The sequence below is a fragment of the Massilimicrobiota sp. An142 genome (assembly GCF_002160725.1).
GTDB lineage: Bacteria > Bacillota_I > Bacilli_A > Erysipelotrichales > Coprobacillaceae > Allocoprobacillus > Allocoprobacillus merdigallinarum.
In genome coordinates, this window is record NZ_NFLD01000040.1 from 1 (window position 1) to 22,667 (window position 22,667).

General features: G+C 30.7%; 19 protein-coding genes. 14 read left to right on the forward strand and 5 right to left on the reverse strand.

The features are described from left to right. Positions 1–98 precede the first annotated feature (98 nt). The 3 genes from B5E87_RS13135 (at position 99) to B5E87_RS13145 (ending at position 1,992) form a co-directional block, all read left to right on the forward strand. Positions 99–341: a NifB/NifX family molybdenum-iron cluster-binding protein gene (locus B5E87_RS13135; protein ID WP_241147185.1), complete on the forward strand. Its 243-nt coding sequence runs from the start codon at positions 99–101 to the stop codon at positions 339–341. 80 nt (positions 342–421) lie between these two features. Continuing rightward, positions 422–1,225, forward strand: a complete 804-nt coding sequence (locus B5E87_RS13140; RefSeq protein WP_087245565.1) for a Cof-type HAD-IIB family hydrolase — start codon at positions 422–424, stop codon at positions 1,223–1,225. A 20-nt stretch (positions 1,226–1,245) separates the two neighbouring features. Next, a complete protein-coding gene (locus B5E87_RS13145) occupies positions 1,246–1,992 on the forward strand; it encodes an alpha/beta hydrolase (RefSeq protein WP_087245567.1) in 747 nt (248 codons plus the stop codon). A gap of 55 nt (positions 1,993–2,047) precedes the next feature. Here B5E87_RS13145 and B5E87_RS13150 read toward each other — a convergent pair whose 3' ends face one another. Beyond that, on the reverse strand, positions 2,048–2,938 hold the full coding sequence (locus tag B5E87_RS13150) for a LysR family transcriptional regulator (protein ID WP_087245569.1): 891 nt from the start codon (positions 2,936–2,938) through the stop codon (positions 2,048–2,050). Positions 2,939–3,035: 97 nt separating this feature from the next. Here B5E87_RS13150 and B5E87_RS13155 point away from each other — a divergent pair, with 97 nt between their 5' ends. From B5E87_RS13155 to B5E87_RS13165, 3 genes are all read left to right on the forward strand, one after another. Beyond that, positions 3,036–3,608 carry a flavodoxin family protein gene (locus B5E87_RS13155; RefSeq protein WP_087245571.1) on the forward strand — a complete coding sequence of 191 codons (573 nt, stop codon included), beginning with the start codon at positions 3,036–3,038 and terminating at the stop codon, positions 3,606–3,608. A gap of 108 nt (positions 3,609–3,716) precedes the next feature. Beyond that, on the forward strand, positions 3,717–4,400 hold the full coding sequence (locus B5E87_RS13160; RefSeq protein ID WP_087245573.1) for a response regulator transcription factor: 684 nt from the start codon (positions 3,717–3,719) through the stop codon (positions 4,398–4,400). Next, entirely contained in the window at positions 4,384–6,117 is a 1,734-nt protein-coding gene (locus B5E87_RS13165; protein WP_158095623.1) for a HAMP domain-containing sensor histidine kinase, read from the forward strand. Before B5E87_RS13160 ends, B5E87_RS13165 begins: the two co-directional genes overlap by 17 nt. A 32-nt stretch (positions 6,118–6,149) precedes the next feature. Here B5E87_RS13165 and B5E87_RS13170 read toward each other — a convergent pair whose 3' ends face one another. Next, a complete protein-coding gene (locus tag B5E87_RS13170; protein ID WP_087245577.1) occupies positions 6,150–7,562 on the reverse strand; it encodes a uracil-xanthine permease family protein in 1,413 nt (470 codons plus the stop codon). Between the two features lie 145 nt (positions 7,563–7,707). Between B5E87_RS13170 and B5E87_RS13175 the strand changes: the two genes are divergently transcribed. The 3 genes from B5E87_RS13175 to B5E87_RS13185 all read left to right on the forward strand — a co-directional run bounded on the left by B5E87_RS13175 (position 7,708) and on the right by B5E87_RS13185 (position 10,725). Further along, the gene (locus B5E87_RS13175; RefSeq protein WP_087245578.1) at positions 7,708–8,406 is read left to right on the forward strand and encodes a response regulator transcription factor; all 699 of its coding nucleotides are present in this window, start codon (positions 7,708–7,710) and stop codon (positions 8,404–8,406) included. Beyond that, the gene (locus tag B5E87_RS13180; protein ID WP_087245580.1) at positions 8,375–10,216 is read left to right on the forward strand and encodes a HAMP domain-containing sensor histidine kinase; all 1,842 of its coding nucleotides are present in this window, start codon (positions 8,375–8,377) and stop codon (positions 10,214–10,216) included. Before B5E87_RS13175 ends, B5E87_RS13180 begins: the two co-directional genes overlap by 32 nt. A 131-nt stretch (positions 10,217–10,347) precedes the next feature. Continuing rightward, positions 10,348–10,725 carry a hypothetical protein gene (locus B5E87_RS13185; protein WP_087245582.1) on the forward strand — a complete coding sequence of 126 codons (378 nt, stop codon included), beginning with the start codon at positions 10,348–10,350 and terminating at the stop codon, positions 10,723–10,725. 23 nt (positions 10,726–10,748) lie between these two features. Here B5E87_RS13185 and B5E87_RS13190 read toward each other — a convergent pair whose 3' ends face one another. Together B5E87_RS13190 and B5E87_RS13195 are read right to left on the reverse strand one after the other, a co-directional pair. Then, complete coding sequence (locus B5E87_RS13190; protein WP_087245584.1) at positions 10,749–14,360, reverse strand: UvrD-helicase domain-containing protein; 3,612 nt, start codon at positions 14,358–14,360, stop codon at positions 10,749–10,751. Further along, positions 14,350–17,028 (reverse strand): PD-(D/E)XK nuclease family protein, encoded by a 2,679-nt coding sequence (locus tag B5E87_RS13195; protein ID WP_087245586.1) that lies wholly within the window; start codon positions 17,026–17,028, stop codon positions 14,350–14,352. Before B5E87_RS13195 ends, B5E87_RS13190 begins: the two co-directional genes overlap by 11 nt. A gap of 139 nt (positions 17,029–17,167) precedes the next feature. On the opposite strand from B5E87_RS13195, the gene B5E87_RS13200 reads away from it, so the two are divergent. Further along, the gene (locus B5E87_RS13200) at positions 17,168–17,548 is read left to right on the forward strand and encodes a PAS domain-containing protein (protein ID WP_087245588.1); all 381 of its coding nucleotides are present in this window, start codon (positions 17,168–17,170) and stop codon (positions 17,546–17,548) included. 47 nt (positions 17,549–17,595) lie between these two features. Here the strand turns inward: B5E87_RS13200 and B5E87_RS13205 are convergent, their stop codons facing one another. Beyond that, positions 17,596–19,503 (reverse strand): NAD(+) synthase, encoded by a 1,908-nt coding sequence (locus B5E87_RS13205; RefSeq protein WP_087245590.1) that lies wholly within the window; start codon positions 19,501–19,503, stop codon positions 17,596–17,598. A 369-nt stretch (positions 19,504–19,872) separates the two neighbouring features. Between B5E87_RS13205 and B5E87_RS13210 the strand changes: the two genes are divergently transcribed. From B5E87_RS13210 to B5E87_RS13225, 4 genes are all read left to right on the forward strand, one after another. Beyond that, complete coding sequence (locus tag B5E87_RS13210; RefSeq protein WP_087245592.1) at positions 19,873–20,490, forward strand: NUDIX hydrolase N-terminal domain-containing protein; 618 nt, start codon at positions 19,873–19,875, stop codon at positions 20,488–20,490. Positions 20,491–20,592: 102 nt separating this feature from the next. Continuing rightward, positions 20,593–20,952: a GntR family transcriptional regulator gene (locus B5E87_RS13215; RefSeq protein ID WP_087245594.1), complete on the forward strand. Its 360-nt coding sequence runs from the start codon at positions 20,593–20,595 to the stop codon at positions 20,950–20,952. Further along, entirely contained in the window at positions 20,945–21,643 is a 699-nt protein-coding gene (locus B5E87_RS13220) for an ABC transporter ATP-binding protein (RefSeq protein WP_087245596.1), read from the forward strand. The genes B5E87_RS13215 and B5E87_RS13220 overlap by 8 nt, the downstream gene beginning before the upstream one ends. After that, positions 21,637–22,407, forward strand: a complete 771-nt coding sequence (locus B5E87_RS13225) for a hypothetical protein (RefSeq protein ID WP_087245598.1) — start codon at positions 21,637–21,639, stop codon at positions 22,405–22,407. The genes B5E87_RS13220 and B5E87_RS13225 overlap by 7 nt, the downstream gene beginning before the upstream one ends. Positions 22,408–22,667 lie beyond the last annotated feature (260 nt).

Consider the following 22,667-nt stretch of genomic DNA (forward strand, 5'->3'; position numbering starts at 1 on the left):
AACATAAAAAATAATTTAAAAAAATACAAAAACACAAAAAAAGCCGACAAAATCGGCACAATTTAATATTTGGTTAAAAAGAAGTCCTAAAAAATATAGTGATAACTTCTAAAGACGGGGGTGTTTTATCACAATTAGGTGTTGATACTGTGATTTGTGGAGGTATTGGTGGAGGTGCTAAAAATCACCTCAATGCTGCTGGAATAAAAGTTTTACCAGGAGCAAGTGGTAATGCTTTGGCACAGGTTCAAAGTTACATTGAAGGAACTTTGAATTATAATCCAGAAACAGAATGCAATCATCATGAACATGAATGTCAAGGACAGCATCATTGTCACTAAAATAATTCTGCTAACAACAAAACTTAGCAGGATTTCTTTTTTTTATGTTATAATCAAGATAAAGAAAGCGAGGATAAGTTATGAATCACATCAAGCTCGTGTTGGTAGATATAGATGGAACATTACTGAATGATAATGGTATAGTCACACCTAAAACAATAGCAGCAATTAAAAAATTAAAAGAAAAACATATTTTATTTGGTATCGCAACTGGACGTACACCTTATGCTGTCAAACATTTGATTAAAGACTGGAAAATAGATGAGTATGTAGATATTATTATGGGATTTAATGGCGGTTGTTATCTTGATATGAGAACTCAAAATATGTCTTCATGTTATTTATTGGATGGAAAATACATTCCAATGATATTCAATGAATTTAAAGAATTTCATTTTAATGCAGGGATTTATGATCAAGAATCTTTCCATGTTTTAAAAGAAGATGATTTTGCTAAAAATATAGCAATAAAAAATAAATTACCACTTGTTGTTGATGGATTAAAACCTTATTATCATAAACAGATAGAAAAAATGATTTTTATGGCTGAAAAAGAAGAAATTCAAAAAATAAGTCAGCATTATCAAATGAATTCACATCCTCATTATCGAGGTGTTCAATCTACAGCTATATTATTTGAGTTTTTAAATCCAGAGCTTTCTAAATCAAAAGGTATTCAAAAATTGTGTCAAGATTTACATTTACCACTAGATAGTATTTTAACTTTTGGCGATGAATTAAATGACTATGAAATGATTAAAGATTATATTGGTGTTGCAATGGGAAATGCCAATCCACAAATTAAAGAGGTTGCCAAATACATAACAACATCCAATAATGAAGATGGTATTGCACAATTTTTAATATCTCAACAGATTATTTAAAAAGTAAAGAGGAGAACAGAATGATAGAAAAATTGAATGTTTATATACAGCCGCTTCAATCATGGCGTACTATGCATATCTATTTACCTCAAAATTATCATAATAGTGATGAAAGATATCCTGTTATGTATATGTATGATGGACATAATCTCTTTAATGATCAGGATGCAACTTATGGAAAATCATGGGGACTAGGTGAGTTTTTAGATCGTTATGATAAGCCATTTATTATTGTAGGAATGGAATGTAATCATGAAGGAAATGAAAGATTAAATGAATATTGCCCATATGATGTTGAAAATGAATTTTTTGGTCCTATTACTGGAAAAGGTCAAATCTATATGGATTGGGTTGTGAATGAATTGAAACCGATGATCGATCAAAAATATCGGACAATACCATTTAGAGAGTGTACAGGTATTGGAGGAAGTTCTATGGGTGGATTAATGGCCTTTTATACTGTCATCCATTATAATCAACTCTTTTCTAAAGCAGCCTGTTTATCTCCGGCACTTTCTTTATGTATCCATCAACTGCAAGAAGAAATGAATCATCATGATTTGAATAAAGATACACGTGTTTATTGGAGTTTTGGAACAGGTGAAGTTTCCAATGTTCAATATTTCTTAAAAAACATTCAGTTATTTAATGACGAAATTGTCCGTCGCGAGGCTCAAAGTTATATACATATAGTGAGAAATGGTGGACATAATGAAGCAACTTGGGGAAAACAAAATCAATTGTACTTTGATGTGTTGTGGAAATAATGATGTGGAGCCTGTTGATTGGCTCCACATATTTTTTCTTTATAGCTATATGTTTTTATTGACTCAATTCTTGAATGGTGTCTTGAACAATATTTAAGAAATATTGAGATGCTCTTGTGAGAATTTGATATTTTTTCCATATAAAATAATAAGGAACTTCAATATGTGGAGAAAGTGGTCTAAAACAAAGTGAAGAATCTCCAGTTGTATTGATGAGTTTATCAAAACAAATAGCGTATCCGAGTCCATCTTCTACCATTAATGAAGCATTATACAACAAAGTATAGGATGAAATAATATGAAGATGTTCAATATCGTTATGTAACCATTCAACCAAATCTGATATCTGTTGTAGTTCTTTAGATACAATCAATGGTTTATCTCGAAGATCTTCAAATGTAATACTTTCTTTTTGCGCTAATGGATCATCTTTCAACATAAGGACACCCCAATGATGTGAAAGTGGCAATAACATATGATTGTAATCATTAATCTTAGAATTGGGTGTCAATAATGCAAAATCAATCAAACCATTATCTAATTTTTCTATCACATCAGGAGCATTACCACTATGTATATGAAATTGAATATCAGGATGTTGGGCCTGCATCTTTTTGATAGCTTTAGTAATGATTTTTAAAGCGTGAGATTCACCAGATCCAATATAAATTTCACCTTTTAAATGAGAATCAGTAGACCTTATTTCCAGTTCCGTTTTATCTACCAGATTCACAATTTCTTCAGCACGTTGACGGAGTATCATGCCTTCTTCTGTTAATGTGATTTTTTTATGACTTCTTACAAATAAAGTTTTCCCTAGTTCATCTTCTAATTCTTTGATTTGACGAGATAAAGTGGGTTGTGTGATATGTAATTGTTGCGCTGCTCCTGATATTGTTTCTTCTCTGGCAATAGCTAGGAAATATTGTAAAACTCGTAATTCCATAATTGTTCACTCCTTTAGCTATATTATAACACTATATGCTTAGTAAGCATATAACTATATAAAGTATAAGTATTTGTTATAGGGGAGGGGGAGTGATATGATACAAATAGGAAAAGAGGGAAAAAGAATGCGTCGAATACTTATTGTTGTTGGAAGTGGAAATATAAATGGACATACGGATCAGTTGGCTAGGGCTTTTGAAAAAGGAGCTATTCAGGCTGGGCATGAAGTGAAACGAATTGTATTATCAAAAAATTTACAGGGATGTCAAGGCTGTGGTGCTTGTCAGATCAATCAACATCACTGTGTCATTCAAGATAGTATGCAGGAATATTATGCCATGTTTGAATGGGCCGATACATTGGTACTGGCTTCACCCCTTTATTTCTGGTCTATTTCAGGAAGATTAAAGTGCTTTATTGATCGTTTATATGCGATTTCTCAAAATGATGAATATCCATATAAAGAAACATTCTTATTGATGAGTGCTGGGGATGATCATTTTTGGACTTTTGAACAGGCATTATCTTTTTATTCTTTTTATACAAAGGCACTAGGCTGGAAAAGTTTAGGATCTGTTCTCGCTGGAGGTTGTCATGATGAATCACATCAACCCTATATTCCACCTTTAAAATTACAGGAAGCATATGAAAAAGGTTTATCTTTATAAAGGCGTTTTGATATAAACGTCTTTTCTTTTTATGATAAAATAAGAATAGAAGATTTACACAAATTTTACACAAGTCCTTTTTATGATAAAAGTAAAGAAGGTGGGAGTATGTATCAGGTATTGCTTATTGAAGATGATTTTGATATCAGGCATATTATTAAAACTTATTTTGAAAAGCGAGAAATCCAGATTATTGAAGCCTGTGATGGACATCAGGGATTATCACTTATGCATTCTCAAATTCAGCTTGTTTTATTAGATATTATGATGCCTGGTATTGATGGTTATGAAGTTTGTCAACAGATTCGCTATCAATATCAATGTCCTATTATTTTTATAAGTGCTTTAAGTGAGGAAGACAATCAGCTTCAAGCGTATCAGTTAGGTGGGGATGATTATATAACCAAACCATTTTTACCATCTATTTTGTATGCAAAATGCTTAGCTATCTGTAAAAGACAAGATCCACAAGTATCCAATATCAAAACTTTTCATCATTTACAGATTGATTATACCAATCACCAAGTTTACATTGATAGTCAACAAATAGAATTCACTCATAAAGAATATTTATTATTAGAATATTTAACGAAAAATCCTTATCGTTTATTAGAAAGAGAACAAATTTTAGATGCTATATGGGGATATGATTACTATGGAGAAGCGAGAGCCGTAGATACATATATCAAGAAAGTAAGAAAAAAGTTGGGAAAATATCAATATTATATTCAAACAGTTTTTAAGGTTGGATATTTATTTAAGGATGGTGAAGAAAATGAAAACAAAGATTAGTGTTAAGATTTTTCTTTTGATCATGTTAGCTTTTATTATGATTTTAGCTGTATCTACCAAAATCAATATTCAAAATCGTATTGACTCTACAAATCATTATCTTCTTCAACGTATCATTGATTTTGATGATCTTGATAATCTCCAACAACAATTAGGTATTGAATATGATCATTATCCTCAATATGATGAAGTGATTCAAAAAATAAATTCTATTGATTATATCAGTGAAAACAATAACCTATATCAATGTTTGATTCAACAAGATGATAAAGTTGTCAAATGGTTTTCTCTAAGTCCTTATTTAGATAATTATATTCATATCTATGATGATTCATCAATTTACATATCTATTGCCGATTTATCTTTGTCACAAAGACAAAGTTTAAAGACATATCTGATGCAAAAATTAACTGATTATAGTTATTCTATTCCTGGTGAAGCTGAAGTCAAATATGTGTTAGACAATGAACAATTGATTTATCTTCAATGGGGTGAAGACAGTTATGGTCAATTGGATCAGCATCAAATCCAATCAGCAAGTGTTAATCAGTTTTGTATAGATGGCGAAAAATCAATTCAAAGTCAATATGATTCTCAATTGTTTTTAAGCCAACAAAAAGATCTTGAACATGTCCTTCAACTTAAACACCATGGTTACATGACGGCCTATTATACAAGCTATCATGGACATTACTATTATATTGGTATGACAGGACTCACAGATTGGGAAGACCAAGACCAGAATTTATATGCAGTAGTTATTGGAATGGAAGACCAGGCGCATATTGATAGCCTTATGGTTCAACAGTATTTTGAAGAGAATTGGGGATTATTTTTAGGAGCATTTTGTATTGTCATATGTATATCATTATTGGTGTCATGGACAATCAGCAGACCTATTCAAGCATTAGAAAAAGTAGCATTAAAAATTAAAAATAATCAATTTGATGAAGAAATCAATATCCGTTCTCATGATGAAATTGGTTCATTAGCAAAAAGTATTCAAAGTATGTCTTCTCAGTTAAAAAACACAATGGAACAGTTGAATCAGGAAATTGAACATGTTAAAAAGCTGGAAGGATTGAGAAAAGATTTTGTAAATCAGTTTACGCATGAAATGAAAACACCACTAGGTATTATTAATGGTTATAGTGAATTAATTGAAGAAGCAACAAGTCAAGAAGAAAGAGAAAAATATTTATCAATCATTCATCGAGAAACAGAAAGACTCAATCAGCTGATTCAATCCATGTTGTCACTTTCAAGACTTGAAGCTGGAAAAGTAGAGCTTCATCAAGAAGAATTTGATTTAGAAAATAGTGTAACGGAAATTGTTGATGAATATGAAGTCTTATTGATGAAAAAGCATATTCAAGTGGATATCAAAGTTCTACATCCTATGATTCAAGGTGATCGTAAGCTATTAGAAACAGTAATACATAATTTTTTATCCAATGCTTTAAAACATACTCCAGAACAAGGACATATTTATATAACGATTAATCACGGATTTTCTATCATCAATGAAGGTTCACATATTGATGAAGAACACTTATCAGATATCTGGTATACTTTTGTGACACATGATCATCAGGGGAGTGGTTTAGGTTTAGCTATATGTCAGGCTATTTTACAGCTTCATCATTATGATTATGGTGTTCAAAATGTTGAATCTGGTGTAGAGTTTTATTTTTCAGATTTAAAGTATGATTGTTGATAGTATATAAAAAGGAAACAAGAATATGCTTTTTACATATTCTCATTTCCTTTTTTCTTTTTCTTTTCAGGTAAGACTAAACTTAATAATAATGATACAACAAAGACTCCTGCAACTGCATTTCCATTAAAGATTTCTCCAACAACTGATGGGAAACATGTAAAGAAATTTCCTGAAGTTTGAGTGACACCAACCCCAATACAAAAGGCAAGTGAAACAATGATCATTGTACGTTCATCAAAAGTATTATCTTTTAACATTTTAATACCTTCATACATGATAGAACCAAACATCATCACTGTACATCCACCTAAAACTGATTGAGGTAATGATTGAAAGAAAGCCCCTAGAGGTGGAAATAACGATGCTAGTATCAGGATTAAAGCTCCCATGAAAATAGTAAAACGGTTGATGACTTGTGTCATTGTGACTAAACCAACATTTTGACTAAAAGATGTTAAAGGGAGACAACCAAAACATCCAGAAATAGCACTTGAAAATCCATCAACAGCTAATGAACCTTGAAGTTCTTCCATTTGAATATCACGATTTAAAGCTCCTTTACAGACAGCTGTTGTTGCACCAGTCGTTTCAGCAGCTGAAACTAAAAAGACAATTGCAATAGTAAAGAAAGCCCCTAAATCAAAGACAGGCATATGTTCTGTAAAGAATACTAATTTTGGAATACTGAAATATCCAATTTGATGAATTGTTTCCGCAATATTAGAAAAGTCCACCATTGGTGCAATTCCTGTGACTGTCAAAATAACAGATAATAAATATCCAAAAATTAAACCAACAAGAATATTTAAATTTTTATAAATACCTTTTAAACGATAATGTGATATTAAACATACAATAAGCGTAAAAGTTCCAACAAGAAGATGGTACCAGGCACCAAAGTCTTCAACACCAGAACCACCACCCCAAGAATCCATTCCTACTGATAGCAGTGATAGCCCAATCGCAATCACAACACAAGCTGAAACAACAGGCGTTAAAAATCTTTTCCAGTATTTGGCACTTAATCCAACTAAACCTTCAAAAATACCACCAAGAATAACAGCACCAATCATACCTTCATATCCTAAAGCAGGATTTGTTGATATGACTAATAAACTTCCTAAGAATGTAAAACTCACTCCCATGACAATAGGTAATTTAGAACCAATTTTCCAAACTGGATAGAGTTGCATACATGTTCCAATTCCAGCCGCAAACATAGCACACTGTAAAATAGAAGTAATTTCAGCTGATGTCAAATGCTCACCAGAACCTCTGACAACAGCTGCTCCACAGACAATAATAACAGGCGCAAGATTTGCGACAAACATAGCTAAAACATGTTGTAAACCAAAAGGAATAGCTTTTTTAAGTGGAACACGTCCATTAAGCTTATAAATATTTTCTTCACTTACGGTCGTTACCTTTTCTTCTTTATTCATTTTTCCTCTCCTCATATTTATTAAAACGTCTTGATTTTAACATAATTTGTCATAGAATGTCACGTTTTTTCTCAGGGCTTATTTATATTTTCGATTCCACTTCAATTCCACAAAAGTGTGTTAAGATAAGATTGAGGTGAAAAAGATGTATAAAGTACTAATCATCGAAGATGAATTTCATATTCGTCAGATTATAAAAGATTATTTTTCATTAAAAGGCATTGAAGTCGTTGAAGCAACACAAGGCTATGAAGCATTAAGTATGATTAATGAGACGATTGATTTAATTTTACTAGATATTATGATGCCTGGTATTGATGGTTATGAAGTTTGTAAACAATTAAGATTAAAAACAAAAAGACCTGTTATCTTTATGAGCGCTTTATCACAAGAAGAAAATCAGTTACTGGCATATCAACTAGGAGCGGATGATTATATCATCAAACCTTTTCAGTTATCATTATTGCATGCTAAAGTGATTGCCATGATTAAACGTGATCAGAAAAAGGAAGAAGATATACTTTCTGTTGGACACCTTCAATTGGATCGTATCAATCGTATTCTAATCATAGATCAGCAACGAATCCCATTAGCACATAAAGAATATGAACTATTAGAATATTTATGTATGCATGTAAACCAGTTATTGACACGTCAACAGATTTTAGATCATATATGGGGATATGATTATTATGGTGATGGAAGAGCAGTTGATACATATATCAAAAAATTACGTAAGAAATTAGGAAAATATGCCTGTTATATTCAAACTGTCATCAAAACAGGATATATGTTAAAGGTGGTGAACGTCAGTGAGAAAGATACTGAGATGGACTTTAGGTAAAAAGATTTTTATATTGATATTATTGTGTTTTAGCTTGATTCAAGTTTTGAATGTGACTCTTGATTTTCATCGAGAAAAATTTCATGCCTATTCTAAAATTAATAATATGTATAATGTCAATGAAATGTGTGAGCAGTTATCTGTGCTTTATAGTCAAAAATATGATGAGTTGAATCCTTCTTTTTATGAAGAAATATCACAGTCTTTAAAAACTGAAGATGGATATAAAATAGAATCAGTTTTTGTATTAAATCTAGATTTTGAAATGGTGTATAATCAGCGTGAACAAAACAAGACATATTTAACATTAAGAAATGAATATGAAGAATATATAACAATTTTAATATTTGATTTGTCACAGATTTCATTGGATATACAAAAACAAATGGAAAATATTCTTCGAGAACATGTTGATGATTATTTTTTGACTATAGATATTGCTTCTCCTACATATGATCTTGTGGGTAACAATGTTTCTATGACGATTGAAGATCTTTCTTATTTGTCTGTTAATGGACAGGTTTTCTTAGATCATCGACAAAATGATGAAAAGATTCACACAATGCATTTTGAATCATATGAAAGTGCGAATTGCTTTTTATCTGCTCAGGGATTTTATTTAGATGAATATGATAATTCTCATGAAGATAATTATCAAAAACATGATGCGTTTATTACTGATTGTGTATCTTCTATGCTCCCTCAACAGGGCGAAGGATTTTCATCAGGTGAAAGCAGCTTGGAGGAAAAAGATGGCACTTTATATTCTATTCATTGTAAACCATTAATCTCTAAAAATGCCAAACCAATTGAAAATAGCGAATTTGGAGATTATGACGTTCAAGATGTAGATGGTTATCTTGTTTTTTATACATATGACCTTAACGCGATTGGCAGAATTACACATCAAGTCATTTACTCTAAAATGATTATTTATATCATTTCCTTTATTGTTTGTATAATGATATCTTTATTGATTTCATATATATTGACAAGGCGTATTAAAAAGATGAGTCAAGCTACTTTATCCATTGCAAATAATGATTTTGATATTCATCTCAATGAAAAATCTAAAGATGAATTAGGTGTATTATCACATAATATTAATCAAATGAGTCAACAATTAAAAACAACAATTCAACAGTTAAATGATGAAATAGAATATGTAAAAAAATTAGAAGGTATGAGAAAAGAGTTCATTGCGAATTTTACTCATGAAATTAAAACGCCATTAAGTATTATTAATGGCTATATAGAATTAATTGAAGCAGGGAAAGATGATGATAAGAAACAACAATATTTAAGTGCGATTCATCAAGAAATAGAGCATATTAATCAATTGATTATGGCTATGCTAGATTTATCAAGATTAGAATCTGGTAAAGTGGAATTACATAAGGAAGATATTGATTTAGAGGATTTATTAATGTCAATTGTAGAAACATTTGCGCCTATTCTAAAAAAGAAACATATTCATGTTGTGATGGGAGATGAATTTCCACATATTCAAGGAGATTTCAAAGAACTCAAGATTGTTTTTCAAAACTTTATGAGTAATGCAATAAAACATACACCACAAAATGGACATATTTATATTAAGTATCATCAAGGTATTTTAAGTTTTGAAAATGAAGGAAAACCTTTGAGTCATGAACAAAAAGAAACAATTTGGGATACTTATGTTTCAAGTGATCGTCAAGGAACTGGGTTAGGTCTTGCGATATGTCGTTCTATTTTAGAATTACATGGTTTCCAATATGATGTATGTAATAGTGAAAAAGGCGTTGAATTTCAAATTCATATTCTATAATTATAAAGAAGGAAAAAGACTTCCTTCTTTTTTAATGAAAAGATGATAGACAAGTAGAACTCTTTTCACATCTTAGACTTGAAACGACAAGATATGTCAATTATAATGATAGAAAAGATGAGGTGCTTAGGATGAATAAAATTTTAGGGATGGTTATACCATATATCATCATTATAGGTGTTATTTTGATGCAAAGTGTTGTCATGGAAGAAATTATTGTGGCTATTGTTATAGGATTGTTAATTGGGTTAGAATTTTTAAGTTTAAAAAAAGCTGAAGGAACAGTGCTTATGAAATTTGGTAAGATTCTTACTATTTGTATTTTTGTAGTTGCTTTCTTATTAGGTCTATTTAATCAGCATTTAATGATTTTGCCTGATTTGACTCGTGTATTGGCTTTACTTATACCTATAGAGTGTATAAATCTTTATATGATTTATCAAAATCATCCTCGTTATACAATGACATATAAGTATTCATTTAGAAATAAAAGAAGAAGATATTTTTAAAGGTCTGAAAATTTTTCAGACCTTTAAAATTCTACACCATGGTTGATATGTAAATAATAGACAATAGCTTTGACATCTTGATGGTACATATCCATCAAGACTTTTTTATAATAATCTAATTGAATCTGATGTTTTTGTATTAAAATATCATCAGCACTATTTTGTGAAACACGATCAGTCTTATAGTCTAAGACATAAATCTGATTTTGATAAATAAATACCAAGTCGAAAATACCATGAATGGTTTGTTGGAGTGTTTCATCATAATAGGCAAAATGTTTTTCTTTATAGATATAATCTGCTTTTTGAATCATTTGATAATAAGGACTATCAATGAATCCTTGTATTTTACCTTGATATTGATCAAGTATATCTTTTCCATCATCATCAATTAATTTTTCTAGATAAAGTTGTTGAATCAATGTTTCGATATGATCTTCTTTGAATGTCAGATAACTTAAAAGTAAGTGAACTAATGTTCCTTTATCACTGGCACTCATAGAGAAGCTTTCATTGTCGTCTGTTATTGAAGCGTGGCTTTGATCTTGAATATGAGGAAGTTTTGTCACTGCTAGAGTTAATGGTTTGCTTGTATCATAAGGGTATTGGAATGATTGATATCGTTCTTGTATTTGACTATCAATCATTTCATTTTGTTTGGATGTTTGAATTATTTTTTCTTCAATGTCTTGATCATTTGTTAGTGTCAAGGAGAACATAGCATGTTCAGTTGAATCAAAAGTCAGATATTTTTCAAAATGATATTGTTGAAGTTTTTTGGCTAAAGGCTTTAATTCCTCATGATTGAAGCATTGTTGAATGATTTGAGGATGACGGAAAATAGCAGCTAAAATCCATGAAAGATAATTGTTTGTTTTGCGAATACGATTATAAAGTAGTACATGTTCAGCATTTTTCTTATGATAAATATCAGGATGTTCATTGATGATTAATTTATTCATTATATCTTTGATTTCATCAATGCTTTTGATGACACCAGTTAAAATGAGCTTTTGAGAAGCACGAGTCAAAGCAACATATAAAATGCGCATCTCTTCATTGATAGATTCATCTAATTGATGTCTGGCAATCATATTACGATAACAGTTTTCATATTCAACTGTGATTTCTCCATATTGTTCACTTGGAACACGACATCTTGGTTTTACCGCAATACCTAATTGTTTATCAATCATAAAGCGTTCTTTGCTGTCTTGTGTATTAAATTGTTTGTGTGTCTGACAGACAAAAACAATCGGAAATTCTAAACCTTTAGATTTATGAATTGTCATGAATTCAACATAATCATCATTTTGTGAGGCGACAATAGCTGGTGCTAAATCAGCTGATTGTTCAAACATGTCAATGATATCATGAAGATAAGGATATTGTTGTTGATATTGTTTAACAACTTCCAATAACAACTGTAAATTTGCTTTTCTTTGTTCACCATTGACAAGCTGACAGACAAAGAGTGGATAGTCTGTGACTTCATAAATCTTTTTCAATAAATCATAAGGTGAATGTTGATAGCTAAAAGCTCTGAGTTCTTCAAAGACTTCTAAAAATTGGATGATTTGTTGATGAGATGATAATTGTAATGTTTCATAAAGAGATAAATCTTTATGGTTTACACGTAATGATGCAATCTGATCTAAAGGAATATAGGAACATGTATAAGGCTGATTGAGTACGCTTAATAAGGCAATATCATTGTGAGGATTATCAAGGGCCTTTAAAAATGTCAGCATATTTTCAATTTCATTTGCCTTTAAAAATCCTTGTGATAAAACGATATGGTTAGGGATATGATATTGATCAAAGACTTTTTTAAATGTTAAAAAGGAAACTGTTGATCGCATTAAAACAACCATATCTTTATAAGATACTCTTTTTCCATCTAAACGCATCGCTTCTTTAAGTTGTAATATTTTCTGTGCAACCATATGAGCTTCATATTGTTCTTTATCTAAAGAAGATTGAGGATTATAGATATCAATCAATACTTCTGTTTGACGCATATCATCTTGAAAGAAACGTTCACGTGCTTCTTTTTGATGTCCTGCTTCTTTGCCATCATAGTCATAATTTAAACGGGCACTGTCATCTAAATAATATTCCAAACCACCAATTTGTGTATCCATAATTTGATTAAAAATAAAATTAATGGAGTCTAAAACAATTTTAGAAGAACGATAATTAAAGACAAGATCAATTCTTCTTGTTTGACTATTTAAACATTCTTCATCAGTTAATGAAAAATGATTATATTTATCAAGAAAGATTTGAGGATCAGCTTGTCTAAAACGATAGATAGACTGTTTCATATCACCAACCATAAATAGAGGAATATAAGGTTTTTGATATTTAGAAATCAGTGAAATGAGTGATTCTTGAATCTGATTGGTATCCTGATACTCATCAATCATGATTTCTTTTAAGCGATGATACAAAATATCCACAATACCATATTCAGGCAATAACAGCTGATGTGTATAACTTTCCAGATCAGCAAAATCTAGCTGATTAAGCTCTTTTTTTCTTTGTTGATACGCTTGTTGAAATTGATCCAACAGTTGACCTTTAGAAAGCAACATATCTATAGCCTGATAGCTGACTTGAAGCTTTTGAATTAAATCTTCACTATGATCTTCTAAATAGGCAACAGCTGATTTTTGATAAGAAGATAAAATATCACTTTTCAATTTTGTAAAAGTCTTTTTGATCTGTGGATCGACTTCTTTCCAAGACATATTATAGGCTTTATTAACAGGAGCCTTGATTAAAGAAACCATAGTATCATAAGTGATAGCATGTGATAATGCCTGAAGACGTTCATCTAAATAATCATAATAGGCATCAAAAGGAACCTTTAATAATTGATTTTTTTCAGTCTGTTCATCAGGTCTTTCATAAAAATCAGTGAGATTATTTTGTTCACAGAATATTTGGAGTTCAATCAATTTATTCATAGCCATTGTGACTTCATCATAGAAAATATTTTTTAAATAAGGAAACAAAGGCCAATCTTCTAAAGATGAGGAAAGGCTATCATAGTTATTTGTTTTCATCTGATCAATAAAATCATAAAAATGATCAATAGAATGAGAAATATTATCAATAGATAATAATAAAGATTGAAAATCATCTAAAGAATAACCAGGAAAATATAAGGAAAGAAAATCACGAATATTTTCATCTTGAATCCATTGTTCTAAACATTCTGTAAGAACTTCTTTTTTGATGATAGTAGGATCACTGTTGATTTCAAATCCAGGCATAACGCCAACAAGATATCCATATTTCATCAATAATAAATTACAAAAACCATGAAAGTTTGTAATATAGGCATGAGGAAGATTAAAAATTTGATGTTGTAAATGTGTTTTTAATTTTTCATCAATAGGTGAAGATACAAGTTCATTGAGTTCTTCAGTCAGTCTTTGTTTCATCTCATGTCCAGCTGCCTGTGTAAATGTTACCACTAGAAAATCTGAAATTTCATATCCTTCTTTTAATAATTCAATAATACGACTGACAAGAATTTTCGTTTTTCCACTTCCCGCAGGAGCACTAACTAAAATAGAAGAATCTCTTTGTTGGATAGCTTTTAATTGTCCAGCATTAAACGGCATCGTCTTCACCTCCTAATATTTTTTCAACATCTAAGAATTCAACAAGCTGATAATCATTATAGAAAACATCAAAACCACAAATACTATGATATGGACAATAAAAACAAGGATTCACTAATGTATGTGTTGCTTTTTGATCACTACCTTTTGGCGCTATGTCAATATGCCCATTCATCATATTTTGATAAAGTTCATAAATATGATCGCTGATCTTTTCAAATAAAATATGAAGTTGTTCAGTAGAAAGAATTTGTCCCTTATATTCATCTCTGCTTTTGACATAAGAGACTGGTATCAACGCAGAACGTCTATCAAAAGTAGGGTCTAAATTCAAAAGACTTTGATGACTGCCATCATCAACGATATAACCATTGTAACGATATTGTTTGATCCAGTCATCTTCATTAATGGCTTCATGCATACTTTGTTGTACGCTTAAAATACGTTTTTTCGTATTGAAATATAAAACAGCACCTGGATTTTTATCCATCATTTTTGTCACCATATCTAAATAGACAAGCATCTGAATATGAAAACCTTGCATAGCAAGATTGAAATCAATGCTTTTGGCGCTTGATTTATAATCAATAATAGAGACATAATCTTCATAGACATCAATACGATCAACAATACCTTTAAAATTGATATCATGAATTGTATTTTTGACTTTTTTCTCTTTATATTGAACATGGAAATTGCCCGTATTTAAGAATTGTTTAAGTACTTTTAGAGTGATTTGCAGATCTTGAATTAATTGTTCAATAAAGTATTGATTGACATGAGAGTGAGCTATTTTTTGTGAAAGTGTTTCATGATCTTGAAGATATTGATCAACAAGTTGAGAAATATCATAAGACTGATCTATATTCATAGATAAAACATAATGAATGAGAGAACCAAGTTCATTTGGTAATAATTTTTGATCTTGAATAGGATAAATGCCTAAACCATATTGAATAAAGTAGAGGAAAGGACATTGATTATAAGTTTCAATTTGACTGACTGAAAGATATGAACTATATAAAGACTGTGTCAACTCAGGTGTTAATGAATCTGGCTGATGATGTGATGATAAATAATGTGCAATGTTTTGATTCAAAGTTTCTTTATGAGTTGCTTTTCCGTTGGCTATATAGTATTGATCTAAAGGTAGAAATTGAAGTGGAGGAAGTTTTTGGAAGGTATACATTTGAGTTAATTGTTTGTATAAAGAAGAAGGGAGTAAGGTTTCTCCGGATAATGAGTTCATTGCATATGAAACAGTTAATGTTGAAAATGGTGTTGTCAGTATTTTAAAAATATCATTTTCATGAACACCTAATTGTTCACTGGTTGTAAGAGGAGTTGAGATATTTTCTTTTCTTAACAATTCAATATCTTCATCTAATAATAAAGATGTATCTTTAATGCTTTGAGGTAAAATGGTTTCATTCATTCCTAAGATAAATAAATGTGTTGAAGGTATCGCTTCACCTTGTCCAATCATATAAACATGAATTTCATCTTGTCTTTTTTCTAAAGTCTGTTTAGATTTTGGAAATGTCATTTGGAAAAACTCTATGAATTCTTGTGGAGATATTTGACCATCAAGTTCGCTTATCTTTTTGAGATAGTCCTGATAGTCTTTGTCAAGTTCCAATGCAAGCAATTCGACTGCAAGTTCATGGAAAGTATCTCCTTGACATTGTTTGAATTGTTGTAAAATCAGTTGATAACTTCGCTCATAACAGCGCTCTTGTTGATAAGGTAAGGAATGAGGTATATGTAATTCATCAAGAATGGTTAATAAATCATCCTGATAATTTTGATTAGGATAAATGATTGTAAAATCCTGGTAATGAAGATTTTCATCCACAATCTTTTGATAAATTGTATATACAACACGTTGTATTTCCTGATAAGGTGTTCCTGCAACAAAGCTGTACATGTGTTGTGTTTCCTTTGTTGAAACGGGTTCTTGACTAAAAAGATGTTGTGTGAAATCAGTCGGTTGATCAATGACTTGACTTGTTTGACATAAATGATGATAAGGTAAATTGAATAAACGCTCATCATGTTGATAAGTATAAAGACAAGTGACATCACATGTTTTTGCTAAACGTTGAATAATATCTTGACGTTGTTTTTGATAAAGGTGATCAGCTTCAATGATGAGATGGTCTTGTTCATGAAAAGTGACATTTTGAAATAAACTTTCTAATGTCAAATGTGTATAACTATCAAGACGTGATAAAAGTGATTGGTAAATATGCCAGAAATCTTGAAGTTTTGTATGGTGAATATCTTGGTAGTTGATTTGGTAAAGTTCGTAATCTTTGATAAGTGGAATTAATTCATTGATGAAAGGTAATGGATTTTCCATATCAAAACAATGAAATGTTTCTTCATTAAAGATATTTCTTAAGTGATAAACCCATTCTCCTTGAGAAAGTAAATGATGTTGCGTTAAATGATATTGAAGCTGTAATTGTTTTAAATATTGATTCCAGCTCATAATTTGAATATTGACCAAACAATGCGTATATTGAAAAAATATTTTTTCAATAAAAGCTGGTTGATCACAGATATAAATATATTGTTCAAAAGGATGATTTTGAGCTTCTTGAACATACTTTTGAATGATTTGATGACGTTTATAATCTTGATTTAAGCCACTGATGATTTGCATTCTTTTCACCTCGTTTTCTAAGACACATAAAAAAGTCTTTTTGGAATGTCAAATATTGGAAAATAGAAAATGAATAGATATAATAGAATCAATAAAGATGATGTTTATTGATATTGAATAAAGAAAGGAATATTTATGTATGGAAATAACATATGAAATCTTAAAAGGCATTTTAGATGCCTATGCTTATGAAATTGTCTTTGTCGATCGACAACATATAGTACGTTATATGAATCAAACAGCTAAACAAAGATATGGCGATAGAGTTCAGGTTGGACAAAGTTTATTTCGTTGTCATAATGAAAATTCTCGTCAAAAAATTGAAATGTTTTTACAAAGAGCCGATCAGGGTGAAGATGAAATGTTTCAAACACTCAATCAAAAAACAGGTGAAAGAGAATTTTTTGTGCCTGTTAGAGTTGATGGGCAAGTGATTGGTTATTTTGAAAGACATGAAGCCCCATGGGATGAAAGTCATCCAGACATACCAGTAACAGAATATTGGAAACGTAGAAAATGAGAAAAAAGATTATGTTTGAAAAGCGTAATCTTTTTTTCATCATCTTTTTATAATTGTTCGCATTCTTGTAACCACAATGCAACATTAGCGTCACTAGGCATTCTTAAATCTCCGCGAGGTGATAAAGCAACACTACCGACTTTTGGACCATCTGGAATACATGAACGTTTAAATTGTTGTGTAAAGAAACGACGATAGAAAGTTGTCAGCCATTTCTTGATTGTTGGGGCATCATACTGATCTTGGAAAGTATGACAGGCAATACGATAAAGTTTTCTTGGTTCATAATGGAATCTGGTATGATGATATAAGAAGAAATCATGCAGTTCATATGGACCCACAATGTCCTCTGTTTTTTGAACGATTTCATTATCCTTGGCAGGAAGTAATTCTGGTGAAACAGGAGTATTCAAGATATCCTGTAATGTATCATGAAGAGGCTGCCCTTCATACAATGAAGATACATAATCTACTAAATATCGAACTAATGTTTTAGGAACTGAAACATTGACCGCATACATGCTCATATGATCACCATTATAAGTAGACCATCCTAAAGCCACTTCTGATAAATCTCCTGTTCCGATGACAATACCACCTTCCTGATTGGCAATATCCATCAAGACTTGCGTTCTTTCTCTCGCCTGACAGTTTTCATAAGTGACATCATGAATATTTTCATCATGATGAATATCTTTGAAATGCTGCTTAACAGCATCCCCAATATCCACTGTTAAGGAAGTGACATTTAATTCTTCCATCATTTTTAAAGCATTGTTTTTAGTACGAGATGTTGTTCCAAAACATGGCATTGTCACTGCAATAATATCCTGAGATGGATATCCTAATTTTTGATAAGCCATATTAGCAACAAGTAATGCAAGTGTAGAATCTAAACCACCTGAAATCCCAATGACGACTTTTTTGATATGTGCAGCTTTTAATCTTTGAATCAAACCATGAATTTGAATATCAAAAACTTCCTGACAACGCATTGCACGTTGATCCTTATTGCTTGGTACAAAAGGATGTGGATCATATGTGCGTGTCAGTTCAATATCTTCATCTACTAATGTAAAAGGTATGATCTGATAATGATCCTGACGATTATCATAAGTTGTCATTTCCACACGTTCACTTACTATTTTTTCCATATCCATATCAGCAAAGACGATACCTTCACTATATTGTTGAGATTGAGCTAAAAGACTTCCATTTTCAGCAATCAAATGATGATTACTAAAAACAACATCAGTAGAAGACTCACCTAATCCAGCATTACAATAAGCATAGCCACAAATGAGTCTGGCACTATGAGAAGTGACCAATAGACGACGATAATCTGATTTTGATGTCAAATCATTGCTGGCAGAAGGATTTAAAATTAATGTTGCACCATTTAAACAATGTAAGGTACTTGGTGGTAAAGGTGCCCATAAATCTTCACAGATTTCAATACCGATTTTTAATTCAGGATGACTCTGACATTCAAATAATAAACGTGAAGAAAATGGATAAGTCTGACCATTGATTGTAATGACTTCATCATTGTCTAAAGCACTGGCAAAATGACGACCTTCATAAAATTCATGATATGTAGGGATATATGTTTTAGGAACAACACCTAATATATCTCCATGACATACTGTTATGGCACAGTTATAAAGTTTGTTTTTCAAAATCATTGGACAACCAAAAGTAAACAATATATCTAAATCTTTTGTCTGTTCACATATAGTAGTGATTTGTTTGTTGACTTCGTTTAAAACACGTTTTTGATAAAATAAATCTTCAATTGTATATCCAGTTAAACAAAGCTCTGGGAAAACAAGAATCTTGATATGCTTTTCATTAGCTTCTTTAACATAAGATATGATTCTTTGTGCATTGTGTTGAACTTGACCTAACGATACTTCAAAATTTGCACAACCTACTCTTATAAATCCATCTTTCATGAATATTCCTCCATTTAATTGATTATATGAAAAAGATATTTATATCTTAGCATTTATTGATTGAAAAGTCACCATGAGTATACAGATTATAACTTTGATTTGGTATATATTAGTATTTATTGATTGAAAAGACTCCATGACTATACAGAATGTTTAAATTTATCTGGTATATACCTTTTTGAAGAAATGTTTTGATATTTATTGGTAAAAAGTGATGTTATGACTATATCACCATAACTATCATTTTCAAGCATATGGATATTCATTCTTATATACTAGTGATGCCATGACTATAAATATCATCAATTTTATGCATTTCATTGAAATAATGGTTACCAAAGATATAATAAAAATAAAGAGGTGGAAAAAATGAATAATAAAAAATGGGTGGATTGGGCTATTGAATTACAAAGTCTGGCACAAGCAGGATTAACTTATGGTCATGATGTTTACGATCAGGAAAGATATGAACGTATAAGAGAAATATCGGCTGAAATCATGGCGTATCAAAATGATATTCCTTTAGAAAAAGTGAAAGATTTATTTTGTAATGAAAGTGGATATCAGACACCTAAATTAGATACACGTGCAGCTATTTTTAAAGATAATCAAATTCTTTTAGTGAAAGAGAATAATGGAAAATGGTCACTTCCTGGTGGATGGGTAGATGTGAACTTATCAGTTAAACAGAATACAATAAAAGAAGTGAAAGAAGAAGCTGGTTTAGATGTGATTGCTGATAGAATTATTGCTGTGCAAGATCGTGCTCAACATAATGTTCCTGTTTATGCTTATGGCGTTTGTAAAATTTTTGTGCTTTGTTATGAAATAGGTGGAAAGTTTGAGAAAAATGTAGAAACAGTAGAATCTAGATATTTTGATGAAGATCATTTACCTGAGCTTTCTACTGAGAAAAACAATGAAGAACAAATTCATATGTGTTTTGAAGCCTATCGTCATCCTAATTGGAAAACTTTATTTGATTGATATAAGAGATAGTGAAAAGCTATCTTTTTTTGTGTAGATATTGACAAAAGAATTATACTGTGTTACTGTATTAGTGTATTAATACAGTAAGGTGGAATGGCTATGAATCATTTTCAAACAGATACGCCTATTTATTTACAGGTTGTTGAAGAAGTCAAATCAAAAATTCTTGGTGGACAGTTACATCCAGGTGATAAATTAGAATCAGTCAGAGAAATGGCATCAAGATTGGAAGTCAATCCTAATACCATTCAAAGAGCTTTTTTGGAATTAGAACATCAGGGATTTATTGTGACACAAAGGGCAGTAGGAAGATTTGTTAGTGAAGACATTGATTTTATTGAATCATGTCGTCAAAACAAAATACAAGAAACGATTCAACAGTTTGTTAAAGAAATGGAGCGTTATGGCATTACAAAAGCAGATATTATTGCTTATTTAAAGGAGGAAAATCATGAGTGAACTTATAAAAATCCAAGATTTAAATAAAAAATATGGGAAGAAACAAGTTTTAAAAGATGTGAATTTAACTTTACATGGTGGACAGATTGTGGGTTTACTTGGACCTAATGGAAGTGGGAAAACAACACTGATTAAAGTTTTAAATGGTTTATTGAAAGAATATGATGGAGATGTTCAAATTGATCAACAAGCTATAGGTATTCATTCTAAAAAAATCATTTCTTATTTACCAGATGAACCTTATTTTGAAAACTGGATGACAACCAGTGATGCATTGAATTTATTTGTTGATATGTATGATGATTTTGATTTGAATAAGGCATTATCTTTAATGGAAAGAATGGATATTGAAAAGAAAGTGAAGATTAAAGAATTATCAAAAGGAATGAAAGAGAAGTTTCAGTTGATATTAGTTATGTCCAGAAAAGCAAAGATTTATATTTTAGATGAACCATTAGGTGGTATTGATCCAGCTGCAAGAGAACTTATTTTAGATACTATTTTAAATAATTATGCTGAAGATGCACTTGTTTTATTATCAACACATTTGATTGCGGATATTGAAAAGATATTTGATGAAGTGATCTTTATTAAAAATGGTGAAATTATCTTACATGAAAATAGTGAGGACTTAAGAATAAAAAGACAAGCTTCTATTAATGATATTTTTAAGGAGGAATTCAAATGTTAAAATTAATGAAATATGAATTTATTCATTCTATGCGTTCCTTTTTCATCTCGTTTTGTGTTTTCTGGGGTGCATGTTTATTATTACCATTTTTTACAGAAGGACTAATTCCAGATATTCCTATTTTAAGCTTTATGATGGCTTTTGGATTTACAGTTTTGGTTATGGGAATTAGTATTGCATTATTTGTCAGTATTTTTACACATTATTATCATTCTATGTTTAAAAGACCAGCTTATCTGACATTGACTTTACCTGTATCATCTTTGCAGTTAATTATTTCTAAGCTTATTGTTTCATTTGTATGGCTTATTCTTGGTGGAATTGCATTGATGTTTGGGGTTTTATTGATGGGAGTTATGATGTCATTGTTGACACATAATATGTCAATCATGCAGATTTTTCAGGGAATTCCAGAAGTGTTCAAAGGATTAGGACAGATGTTCATGAATCAGCCTGGTGAATCATTGTTAAGTCTTATTTATATGATTGTAGAAACATATGCGCTTATTATATCTATTTATTTTGCTTTAACGTTAGCACATACAGCTTTATGTCGTCATCATCGTTTGGCTGTCGGGATTTGTATATGGATAATTTTGGGAATCATTTTCTCATGGATACAATTTGTTTTATCAGGTATGAGTATCGCATCTTTTGAATGGTATGGAATTCCAGTTACGTTTATGTTCATTGATCTATTTTTCAATGTGATTTTAACTTTCGTTACAGTCTATATTTTAGATTATCATATTGAAATTGAATAAAAGAATACCTCTTCATGAGTGAAGGGGTCAATGGAGTCAACTTAGTAAGTTGGCTCTTTTTTATTTTTTTGGAAATAAAAGAGTGTCTTTTTTACTTGTAGTTAAGTATAATTATCTATTTATTATATTATTTCCTTTATGTTTGTTGTATAATGTAGTTAAGAAAGAAGGTGCTTCTATGTTCGTTAGAGTTATCAAAAATAATAAGGGTAAGAAAAATACCTGTTTTTGCGCACTCGTTGAATCCTATCGTGATTCTT

Excerpts from the sequence above, each read along its gene's own strand:
- B5E87_RS13140 (WP_087245565.1), top strand. The coding sequence starts at position 422 with ATGAATCACATCAAGCTCGTGTTGGTAGATATAGATGGAACATTACTG.
- B5E87_RS13145 (WP_087245567.1), top strand. The coding sequence starts at position 1,246 with ATGATAGAAAAATTGAATGTTTATATACAGCCGCTTCAATCATGGCGT.
- B5E87_RS13150 (WP_087245569.1), bottom strand. The coding sequence starts at position 2,938 with ATGGAATTACGAGTTTTACAATATTTCCTAGCTATTGCCAGAGAAGAA.
- B5E87_RS13155 (WP_087245571.1), top strand. The coding sequence starts at position 3,036 with ATGATACAAATAGGAAAAGAGGGAAAAAGAATGCGTCGAATACTTATT.
- B5E87_RS13160 (WP_087245573.1), top strand. The coding sequence starts at position 3,717 with ATGTATCAGGTATTGCTTATTGAAGATGATTTTGATATCAGGCATATT.
- B5E87_RS13165 (WP_158095623.1), top strand. The coding sequence starts at position 4,384 with ATGAAAACAAAGATTAGTGTTAAGATTTTTCTTTTGATCATGTTAGCT.
- B5E87_RS13170 (WP_087245577.1), bottom strand. The coding sequence starts at position 7,562 with ATGAATAAAGAAGAAAAGGTAACGACCGTAAGTGAAGAAAATATTTAT.
- B5E87_RS13175 (WP_087245578.1), top strand. The coding sequence starts at position 7,708 with ATGTATAAAGTACTAATCATCGAAGATGAATTTCATATTCGTCAGATT.
- B5E87_RS13185 (WP_087245582.1), top strand. The coding sequence starts at position 10,348 with ATGAATAAAATTTTAGGGATGGTTATACCATATATCATCATTATAGGT.
- B5E87_RS13190 (WP_087245584.1), bottom strand. The coding sequence starts at position 14,360 with ATGCCGTTTAATGCTGGACAATTAAAAGCTATCCAACAAAGAGATTCT.
- B5E87_RS13195 (WP_087245586.1), bottom strand. The coding sequence starts at position 17,028 with ATGCAAATCATCAGTGGCTTAAATCAAGATTATAAACGTCATCAAATC.
- B5E87_RS13200 (WP_087245588.1), top strand. The coding sequence starts at position 17,168 with ATGGAAATAACATATGAAATCTTAAAAGGCATTTTAGATGCCTATGCT.
- B5E87_RS13205 (WP_087245590.1), bottom strand. The coding sequence starts at position 19,503 with ATGAAAGATGGATTTATAAGAGTAGGTTGTGCAAATTTTGAAGTATCG.
- B5E87_RS13210 (WP_087245592.1), top strand. The coding sequence starts at position 19,873 with ATGAATAATAAAAAATGGGTGGATTGGGCTATTGAATTACAAAGTCTG.
- B5E87_RS13215 (WP_087245594.1), top strand. The coding sequence starts at position 20,593 with ATGAATCATTTTCAAACAGATACGCCTATTTATTTACAGGTTGTTGAA.
- B5E87_RS13220 (WP_087245596.1), top strand. The coding sequence starts at position 20,945 with ATGAGTGAACTTATAAAAATCCAAGATTTAAATAAAAAATATGGGAAG.
- B5E87_RS13225 (WP_087245598.1), top strand. The coding sequence starts at position 21,637 with ATGTTAAAATTAATGAAATATGAATTTATTCATTCTATGCGTTCCTTT.